At 38.5% G+C, this 9,510-nt stretch carries 6 protein-coding genes and 3 pseudogenes; 8 read left to right on the top strand and 1 reads right to left on the bottom strand.

Translation table 11 applies throughout. From position 1 onward, the window contains the following. From ACEWB7_RS16560 to ACEWB7_RS16525, 8 genes and pseudogenes are all read left to right on the top strand, one after another. A pseudogene (locus ACEWB7_RS16560) lies at nucleotides 1-92 on the top strand (IS5/IS1182 family transposase); the annotation flags it as partial. 254 nt (nucleotides 93-346) lie between these two features. Further along, a pseudogene (locus tag ACEWB7_RS16555) lies at nucleotides 347-1,105 on the top strand (IS5 family transposase). A 208-nt stretch (nucleotides 1,106-1,313) separates the two neighbouring features. Further along, a complete protein-coding gene (locus ACEWB7_RS16550; protein WP_159124536.1) occupies nucleotides 1,314-3,125 on the top strand; it encodes a monovalent cation:proton antiporter-2 (CPA2) family protein in 1,812 nt (603 codons plus the stop codon). A 146-nt stretch (nucleotides 3,126-3,271) separates the two neighbouring features. Continuing rightward, nucleotides 3,272-3,667, top strand: a pseudogene (locus ACEWB7_RS16545) (integrase core domain-containing protein); the annotation flags it as partial. A 147-nt stretch (nucleotides 3,668-3,814) separates the two neighbouring features. Beyond that, a complete protein-coding gene (locus ACEWB7_RS16540) occupies nucleotides 3,815-4,036 on the top strand; it encodes a Sec-independent protein translocase subunit TatA (RefSeq protein WP_159124535.1) in 222 nt (73 codons plus the stop codon). Nucleotides 4,037-4,045: 9 nt separating this feature from the next. Next, the gene (gene tatB / locus ACEWB7_RS16535; RefSeq protein WP_004812198.1) at nucleotides 4,046-4,468 is read left to right on the top strand and encodes a Sec-independent protein translocase protein TatB; all 423 of its coding nucleotides are present in this window, start codon (nucleotides 4,046-4,048) and stop codon (nucleotides 4,466-4,468) included. Continuing rightward, a complete protein-coding gene (gene tatC / locus ACEWB7_RS16530) occupies nucleotides 4,465-5,223 on the top strand; it encodes a twin-arginine translocase subunit TatC (RefSeq protein WP_159124534.1) in 759 nt (252 codons plus the stop codon). Before tatB ends, tatC begins: the two co-directional genes overlap by 4 nt. Before the next feature lie 204 nt (nucleotides 5,224-5,427). Further along, complete coding sequence (locus tag ACEWB7_RS16525) at nucleotides 5,428-7,620, top strand: PhoX family protein (protein ID WP_159124533.1); 2,193 nt, start codon at nucleotides 5,428-5,430, stop codon at nucleotides 7,618-7,620. 383 nt (nucleotides 7,621-8,003) lie between these two features. Here ACEWB7_RS16525 and ACEWB7_RS16520 read toward each other — a convergent pair whose 3' ends face one another. Then, entirely contained in the window at nucleotides 8,004-9,236 is a 1,233-nt protein-coding gene (locus tag ACEWB7_RS16520) for an ATP-binding protein (RefSeq protein ID WP_312319155.1), read from the bottom strand. Between the last annotated feature and the right edge of the window lie 274 nt (nucleotides 9,237-9,510).

Raw genomic sequence — 9,510 nt, 5'->3', positions numbered from 1 at the left:
TTAGAGGAATAGCTACTCGATATGACAAGCTCAAAAGAAATTATCAAAGTGCTGTTGCCTTAGCCTGTATATTTTTATGGCTACCTTTATAGGTTTAATTATGAACAGTAAATGTCAACAGACCCTAGAAATTATTTATAAATAAAATTATGAAGTGAACATAAGTTAAATACAAGGTTTTTAGTAAAAATCTGGTTATTTTTATAAACGCAGATTCAAATTACAAGTGTGACACATTTGTAGTTAGTTGAAAAATTTAGGTATATCCATAGAATCATTAGAGCCTATCCAGTATTAATTTCATTCTTTTTTAGCAATTGAAAAAATAATTTGTTAAATTCCCCTCATGAGAAAACCATATCCAGCAACATTAGTCGAGAAGCTTTTAAAGAAATTGAACCGCTACGATTGAGCGGAAGAAAACAAACACGTCCAAGAGTCATTGATGTCTATGAAGTATTTTGCGCATTGCTCTATATTCTAATAAGTGGATGCCAATGGAGTATGCTTCCTCGAGACTTCCCATCTAAAAGCACTGTGCATTATTACTTCTCGATTTGGAATAAAAAGTCTTCAGAAACTGAACCTAGCATACTTGAGCAAGCTTTAAAAAAATGTGGTTGGCGAGGCCCGTATCAGCAATGGATGGAAAGAACAAACGGGCTTTATCATGATTGATTCACAAAGTGTAAAAAACACAGATACTGCACGTGATAAAGGGTATGATGCTGGTAAAAAAGTTTCAGGCATTAAAAGACATATTATTGTTGATACTGAAAGTCTCCCGCATGGAATATTGGTTACGACAGCAGATAAAACAGATCGTCAAGGTGCGTTAGATACTATAACTTTGCATAAAGATAGCTTACAAAATGTAGAGGTTGTACTTGTTGATGGCGGTTATACAGGTGAACCCTTTTCTTTGGCTGTTAATAATTTAATCGGATCCCGAGTTGATGTAGCTAAAAGAAGTGAATTGCATAAATTTGCAGTCATTCCACAACGCTGGGTTGTGGAAAGATCATTTGCTTGGTTAGAAAAGTATAGAAGGCTCTGGAAAAACTGTGAAAAGCACCTAAATACGAACCTTCAGTTCATTAATTGAGCCTTTTTAAAGCTACTTTTGCATAGAAAATATTCTGGATAGGTTCTAAGTGATCACCTTTAAATTTATGGAAAGCAATTACACAAAATTATTTACAGGCTCTGCAGTTGCATTAGCTTGAAGCCTGTATATATATATTTGGCTACCTTTATCGGGTAAATTCTATACTTGAAATGTCAACAGCCCCAATACAAAATCTGAGAAATATATGAGTGCAGAAGCCACATCTATCAGCCTTTTATCCCCTGTCATATTGCTCACGGCTGCAGTGATCGCAGTCCCCTTAATCAAGCGCCTAGGATTAAGCTCGGTATTGGGATATTTAATTGCAGGATTAATTATTGGTCCATTTGGACTGGCATTTTTCTACGATTCTGCGTCTATTTTGCATATCGCTGAGCTTGGTATTGTGATGTATCTGTTTGTGATTGGACTAGAAATGCGTCCATTGTATTTATGGAGTTTAAGGAAAGAAATTTTTGGATTAGGTACATTACAAATTAGTGCCTGTTCATTGGGGCTAACGGCTGTAGGCTTGGTCTATGGCTATTCTTGGCAAGTGAGTTTTGTGTGTGCTGCAGGCTTTGTACTCACCTCAACTGCAATTGTAATGCAACTTTTGGGAGATCGTGGAGACATTGCTCAACCACGAGGACAAAAAATTGTCTCGATTCTGCTGTTTGAAGACTTGTTGATTGTACCTTTATTGGCAATTGTCGCTTTTATCGCACCGAATCATGTTGTTGAAAGTACTTCTACGCGTTTGCAGAGCATCGGAATTGGTTTAATTTCAATTGCAGGTTTAATCGCTGCAGGCTATTGGTTGCTTAATCCTTTATTTCGCTTATTAGCTGCAGCCAAAGCCCGTGAAGTCATGACTGCAGCAGCACTCTTGGTGGTGCTCGGCGCAGCATTACTGATGCAAGTCAGTGGCTTATCGATGGCTATGGGGGCTTTCCTTGCAGGGGTATTACTCTCCGAATCCACTTTTCGCCATCAGATTGAAGCAGATATTGAACCGTTTCGTGGCATATTGCTCGGATTATTTTTTCTAGGTGTAGGCATGTCACTAGACCTTAACATCGTAAAAAATAACTGGGTGTTAATCTTAAGTGCTGTACTTCTGCTGATGTTTGTCAAAGCATCCATGATTTACCTGATTGCACGCATGACCAAAAGTTCACACTCCGAAGCACTCGATCGCGCATTACTGATGGCTCAAGGGGGTGAGTTTGCTTTTGTACTCTTTACTGCCGCCATGAGTTCTCAAGTCATTAGTGCTGTTGAACGCTCAAACCTGACTGCGATTGTAGTCTTATCGATGATTTTGACCCCGATTATTGGCTTTTTATTTAAACGTTTTACCCAAACTACAGAACAAACTTCTTTAGAAAATATCCGTATTGCCGAAGGACTTTCTGGAAAAGTATTGATGATTGGTTTCGGTCGTTTTGGACAAGTCTCCAGTCAATTACTGCTTGCTCGAGGGATTGATGTGACCATCATTGATAATGATATCGACATGATTCAAAACGCTGAAAGATTTGGATTTAAAATTTACTATGGCGATGGTTCTCGTTTAGATATTTTACATGCCTCGGGAGCAGATACGGCTGAGGCAATTGTTGTTTGCGTAGACCACAAAGAAACGACGAATAAGATTGTAGAGTTGGTGCAACATGAATTTCCTTTAACCAAGTTACTGGTTCGCTCTTATGACCGTGAGCATGCGCTGCATTTAGCAAAACAAAATGTGGATTATATGATTCGAGAAACCTTCGAGTCGGCAATGCTATTTGGCGGTGCCATTTTAGAAGAATTGGGTGTTGACAAGAGTAATGTTGAAGAAATTAGCCAAGAAATCCGAGAACGAGATAAGGAACGTTTTGAAACCGAAGTTGCAGCAGATGATGTCTATGCGGGTATCGGTTTGCAATACACAGGACCGCGTCCGACTGCACCTTTAATCACACCAAAGCACACAGGGCAAATTCTGAATGAAGATGACACTCAGCAATAATTTCACGTATTAAGCCCAAATAAAAAAGAGGTCTGTGTAGACATTTTTTTTGTAAGCATCCGCTGAACCCCATACCTATTTTTTTAATTCCGTTCAAGTTTCCAGCGGTGTGGCAGTAATTCTTCTATTTGGGGCACTTTTTGTGTCGGCTATTGAATAGAATTGATGATTCTCGTCGAGAAGGTTTAGCGATTGAAGCAGAATTCTCATTACCAACAATTCGGGTTATTCGTACGTTGAATCAGTTGCTAGAGTGGCGAGAAAATCCGTTAGTTATTCGGTTTGAGAATAGTCTGGAGTTTATCAATCATGAATGTGGGCGCTGGGGAACTGAATAAGGTATTCGTATTGAATATATTCAACCAGGTAAGCTACAGCAGAATGCGTATATTGAACATTATAATCCAACTATACGCTATAGCTGTCTAAGTACGCATTTATTTGAAACACTGGAAGAAGTGCAAGATTATGCAACGAGTTGGCTGTGGCATTACAACCATGAAAGACCACACCAAGCAAACAGACGAAGGCTACCTCTAATTAATGGCTGCTTGACCTCTATTTTTAACTTCGGTTATTTATGGGCGGATTACCCTTGTCATTATATTGACATCAAATCTTCATAGCTCTGTCATTTGTTAGTGTTGATATAAACCAATAAATTTAAAAAGATTAAATGAGGATAAAATATGGCAGGGTTATCCATCTGGCATGTACTAATTTTTGCAATTGTAGTGATCTTACTGTTTGGTACTTCTAAACTAAAAAATCTAGGAAAAGATGTAGGGGGTGCAATCAAGGACTTTAAGAAATCTGTCCGTGAAGAAGAAGAAGCTGAGGCAGCTCAACTTCAGTTCCCTCGAACGATTGATGCGAAAGTTAAAGCCAGTGAGAGTTCAATCAAGAATTGAGGTATTGCTATGCTCAATATTGGAATGACTGAGCTGTTGGTCTTTGGGGCAATTGCCTTGCTCATTCTTGGACCAGATAAACTCCCTGAAGCGATACGTTTTATAGGTAAATGGTCAGCCAAAATCAAAAGGATCGCCGGCAATATACAAAATGATCTTGACCGTGAATTGCGACTATCGGAACTACGGGAACAAATGCAAAGCGAGCTGAAACGTATTCAGGAATTAGAAATCAAAATGCAGGCACAAATGGATAATATAAATGTAATCCATCAGCCCATCATTAGAAATCCGGAACAACATCTTTTGAACTATGAGCTGACTTACCAATTAATTAATGAATCAGTTTCACCTGTTCATTTACCGCCAATCCAGCTGAATAAAGTGACAAAACAAGAAAAAATTTATGCTGATATAAAGGTGGCCGTATGAGTATTTTGCCTTCGACTCAAACCAACAACGATACCCGGCAAATCCTGTTAGAAGAAATGCCAATTACCAGGCATCTAGTGATTCTGCGAAAGCACCTTTTCAAAATTGTGGGCGTATTATTAGGACTATTCTTATGTTTACTGCCTTTTGCAAGCCAAACTTATCAGCTTTTATCAAAGCCTTTACGCGCTCAGTTACCTGAAAGCTCTACCATGATTGCAACAGATGTGACTGCGACTTTCATGGCTCCATTTAAGTTGAACTTCTTTATTGCTTTACTTATCGCCATGCCTTTTATTTTGTATCAACTTTGGGCCTTCATTAGACCAGCATTGTACCTAAAAGAAAAAAAGTTAGCTTTACCACTATTAATCAGCAGTATTGTACTGTTTTATGCAGGTATTGCTTTTGCCTATTTAATCGCTTTACCTTCTATCCTTCATTTTTTTATCAGCGTATCACCTGACACTGTTGCACCGATGACCGATATCAATAGTTATCTGGCTTTTTGTTTAAAACTATTTTTAGTTTTCGGATTTACTTTTGAAATCCCTATTATCACGCTCCTGCTTATTATAATTGGTGTTGTCAGCACACAGACCTTGGTGGAAAAAAGACGATTTATTGTGGTGGGATGTTTTTTTATTGCCATGTTTGTGACACCACCCGATGCCCTATCAATGATTATGTTAGCTGTTCCAATGTGGCTGTTATTTGAATTAGGCTTAGCGGCAGGAAAATGGATAGAAAAATGATGCCCGGACATAACTGAATAATAATAAAAAGAACATAAAAGAAGAAAATATTCTATGAGCAGCTTAAGCTGCTTTTATTTTTAATATATAAATCAATATTATATTTAATAAATCCGCAATATTAGCTTCACCTGACTGTCATATTCAACCGCTAATTTATTCCTGACTTTAAAACAACCAGACCTTAGTTATGGGAATAAAATAATGACAGATTACTTACCTTATGATGAAAATCAGGAATTGGATAATAATACATCAGATAATCATCATTTTCGGGATATTTTAGAACAATCCATTTCTCGTCGTGCTTTAATTGCCAAAACTGCAAGTGGGGCTGCAGCATTGGCCCTTGCATCCTCTCTGGCTGGATGTGGGGACAGCGGTAATAGCTCTTCTCTGCCGCCAACCGAGACTGTACCAAACCCGCCTGCTAGTGACCCAAATGCAAAACCAGAGCAACTGAACTTTACACCAGTTGCTAAAAACTTGAACGATATCGTCACTGTACCAGACGGTTATGAAGCCAATGTCCTGTATGCACTTGGAGATTCTATTAATCCTGCATATTCAGACTGGGATGACAACAATATCCCGAATGGGCCAAGCTTTCAGTTTCGCTCTGGCGACTGCCATGATGGAATGAGTTTTTTTGGCTTAAATATCACTTCTGGCCGCTATGACCCGACTGTGTCTGAGCACGGTCTACTCGTTATGAACCATGAATATATCAATCCGACTTTTTTACATCCTCAAGGTCCAACCAAAGTTGATGGTCGCCGCCCTGAAGATGAAGTCATTCGTGAGACAAATGCACATGGTGTTTCAATCATTCATATCAAAAAAGACAATTCCAATCAAAAAATAGAAATTGTCAAAAATTCGATTTATAACCGTCGAATTACTGCCTCAACTGTCATGAGCTTTTCAGGCCCTGCGAGTGGATCTACTCTTCTATCTACACGCTTTTCACCAAGTGGAAAATTAACACGCGGTACGCATAACAACTGCGGCAACGGCTATACCCCATGGGGTACTTATCTCACCACTGAAGAAAACTTTATTGGTTACTTTGTCCGTAGCAAAACTGATGATGCTCATCGCTTACCGCAAGAAACGGTCGCTTTGGAGCGTTATGGTTTAAAAGCGGGTTCAAGCTCACGTTATGGCTGGGAATCTGCAATAGGTACAATTGAACCTCAGGATCTTTATAATCGATGGAGCGCAGATATTACTGCCGGTGATGCTAGCAAGGATTATCGTAATGGCCCCAATACTTTTGGCTGGATTGTAGAAATTGATCCATTTGATAGCCGACAAAATCCAGTTAAGCGTACAGCCTTAGGACGTTTTGCCCATGAAGACTGTCGTGCCAGTCGTGCTCGTGAAGATGATAACCTGGCTTTCTATATGGGCGATGACTCACGTGGAGAATATATATATAAGTTTGTTTCTGACTATAAATGGAGTGAAAACGACCGTAATGGTGGTTATGCAGTCGGAGATAAATATATGGATCATGGCAAGCTTTATGTTGCTAAATTTAATGCAGACGGGAGTGGTCAATGGATTGAGCTGAGTTATGGTATTAATGGTTTGAATGAGCTGAACAATATCTATCCTTTTAATTCCCAAGCAGATGTCGTGACCTTTGCTCGTCTAGCCGCAGATAGCGTAGGGGCTACTAAAATGGATCGTCCAGAATGGGTTGCAGTTAATCCTGAGAATGGAGAAGTCTATGTTACGCTCACTAATAACTCTAACCGCGGCACTACACATGCCTTAGATGCAGCCAATCCACGTAACTATAGCGATCCTGAGGGTGGCAGAGGTAATGTAAATGGTCATATTATCCGCTTACATGAAGATAAGGATACGACCACAGCCATCACATTCAAATGGGATATTTACCTATTTGGTGCTGAAGCTAAAATGGCACAAAATATTAATCTATCAGGTTTGAATGATAATAATGATCTGTCTTCACCAGATGGGATGTGGTTTGACCCTCGTGGTGTACTCTGGATTCAGACTGATGATGGTGCTTATACAGATACGACCAATTGTATGATGTTGGCTGCTTTACCTGGTAAGGTTGGAGATGGTACTCGAACAATCACATCTTCTGGTCAGGAAACTATTGTCGGTGCTCAAGTCTCAGATCAAACTTTACGTCGTTTCCTGACAGGTCCGAAAGGCTGCGAGATTACGGGGGTAACCATGACACCAGACTATAAAGCGATTTTCATTAACGTACAGCATCCTGGAGAAGATTCTCGAAGTTATGATAAGCCCACTAGTCATTGGCCTGCATCACAGACTAACTCGTCTGCCACTTCCCGGCCACGCTCTGCAACTGTAGTGGTCACTCGTAAAGATGGTGGAACTATAGCTGGATAAATAACTGACTTATCTCAAAATGCTGGCTTGATGCTGGCATTTTTGTTTTATCTTACCTGCCTGATTTACCCAATTATTGTTTTAGCATAACCATTGTCTTTTCTTGTGAATACAGCATCAGAGTGCTTAGTTACCGTCCAGAGTTGTGTAAGTGGTTAGGGCAAATTACAGGTTTTATCTCAAACCCAAACTTTATGTTTTGCTAGTACACGAAACTCTGTAATTTGCAATATAGTGATAGCTAATCACTATGAGGGGTAAGATACAAGCTAGTACACCATCACAATTGGAGCAGAAATTATGCTTGAATACATTCTTAGATGATGCTGAAAAGTCTTTGAGTTTTAATCAATAAACAAGAGTATCCATGTCTACCCTCAACTTTACTTATTTTCAGATAGCAACCAATCGAGAGCACTCATTTTTACAATACCATTATAATTTGCTTCAGCCCCTATCGTGTCTAAGGTAAGTAAATATTTGGGATACGAATCAGAAATTTTCTGTAATGGACGTAACTCTCGGCTGAGTGTCTCCTCATTGAGCGTTTCTAATGCCACTTGATAATAAGTTAAATTCTGTAAAGTATCGACAGCAACAAAATCAATTTCATATTCATCAACCCGCCCTACATAGACCGTATAACCTCGTCTGATAAGCTCAAGATAAATTACATTTTCTAAGATATGACCTTGATCAGCATTAGCATCAGGCAACATGATCCGGCGCAATCCGACATCAACTAAATAGTATTTTTCAGAGGATTGTAATAACTCACGCCCGCGTACTTTAAATTGTGCAACACTATAAAATAACAAACTGTCCTGTAAGCCCTGAATATAGCGTTTTACTGTTTCAAATGAAATTTTAACCCCATTTGTAACAAAGGTATTTTTAATTTTATTGATGGAAATAGGTGAGCCTGTCACGCTTGCCAAATATCTTGCGACACGCTCGAGAGAGTTAATATCGGCAGTATTCAAACGGGGAATAACATCTTTAAACATTACACTGGCATAGACCGCTTGCAAGTAATCATAAGTTTCTTGCTGGCTAGTCATGGCAAGCGTATAAGGGAAACTACTGCGCGTATACATGGCATACAAATCACGATTGGATAATTGTTGGATGATCGGATTATTTTCAATATGCCACTGTTTAAATTCTTGGAATGACAAAGGTAGAACATGTTGCTCGATATAGCGTCCTGTAAGTAAAGTCGCAAGTTCTCCACTTAGAAAGAATGCGTTTGAGCCTGTAATATATAAATCGATATAATCCCGAACATATAAAGAGTCGACCACTTTCTCAAAATTGGTAACATGTTGTATTTCATCTAAAAAAACATAGTTTTTTTTACTTTTATCAACTTTGGACAATACATAATCATGTAGTTTACGGTAATCGGTGAGTTCTTCAAATTCCATAAATTCGAAGTTGATGGCAATGATGTTTTCGGCTTGTACACCCTGTGCTTTTAGGTCTTGTTGAAACATCGCCAATAAGGTGGATTTTCCAGAGCGACGTACACCTGAAAGTACTTTAATAACATCACGGTTTTGCCATGCATTCAGAAATTTTAAGTAACCATCACGTCGAATATTAGCGCTTCTCATTATTTACACTTAGAATCTAAATTTTTAATAAATTATATCAAATTTTAGAACTCATATGTAAATACATTTAACTTTTAAAAAAGTTTAAAGGTTAAGTGAAACATTCAAAGCTGCTGTTGAAGCATGCGGATAGTAAATGTAATAAAAGGTGGTGTTTCAAAAAGTATGCTGATTATATTTTAACCACAATTGAAATCTCATAAAGCATTAAAAATATAGTGAATTTAATTTACTTATTTTCAATTTCTCTATTGACAGAATTAACTAGCATACT

Source organism: Acinetobacter sp. NIOH-H-8 (genome assembly GCF_046635365.1).
In the GTDB taxonomy this organism is placed as follows: Bacteria; Pseudomonadota; Gammaproteobacteria; order Pseudomonadales; family Moraxellaceae; genus Acinetobacter.
This window is presented reverse-complemented; position numbering and strand designations above follow the sequence as displayed.

What these genes read in the sequence shown, in the direction of transcription:
- ACEWB7_RS16550 (WP_159124536.1), top strand. Translation starts at nt 1,314, where the DNA reads ATGAGTGCAGAAGCCACATCTATCAGCCTTTTATCCCCTGTCATATTG.
- ACEWB7_RS16540 (WP_159124535.1), top strand. Translation starts at nt 3,815, where the DNA reads ATGGCAGGGTTATCCATCTGGCATGTACTAATTTTTGCAATTGTAGTG.
- tatB (WP_004812198.1), top strand. Translation starts at nt 4,046, where the DNA reads ATGCTCAATATTGGAATGACTGAGCTGTTGGTCTTTGGGGCAATTGCC.
- tatC (WP_159124534.1), top strand. Translation starts at nt 4,465, where the DNA reads ATGAGTATTTTGCCTTCGACTCAAACCAACAACGATACCCGGCAAATC.
- ACEWB7_RS16525 (WP_159124533.1), top strand. Translation starts at nt 5,428, where the DNA reads ATGACAGATTACTTACCTTATGATGAAAATCAGGAATTGGATAATAAT.
- ACEWB7_RS16520 (WP_312319155.1), bottom strand. Translation starts at nt 9,236, where the DNA reads ATGAGAAGCGCTAATATTCGACGTGATGGTTACTTAAAATTTCTGAAT.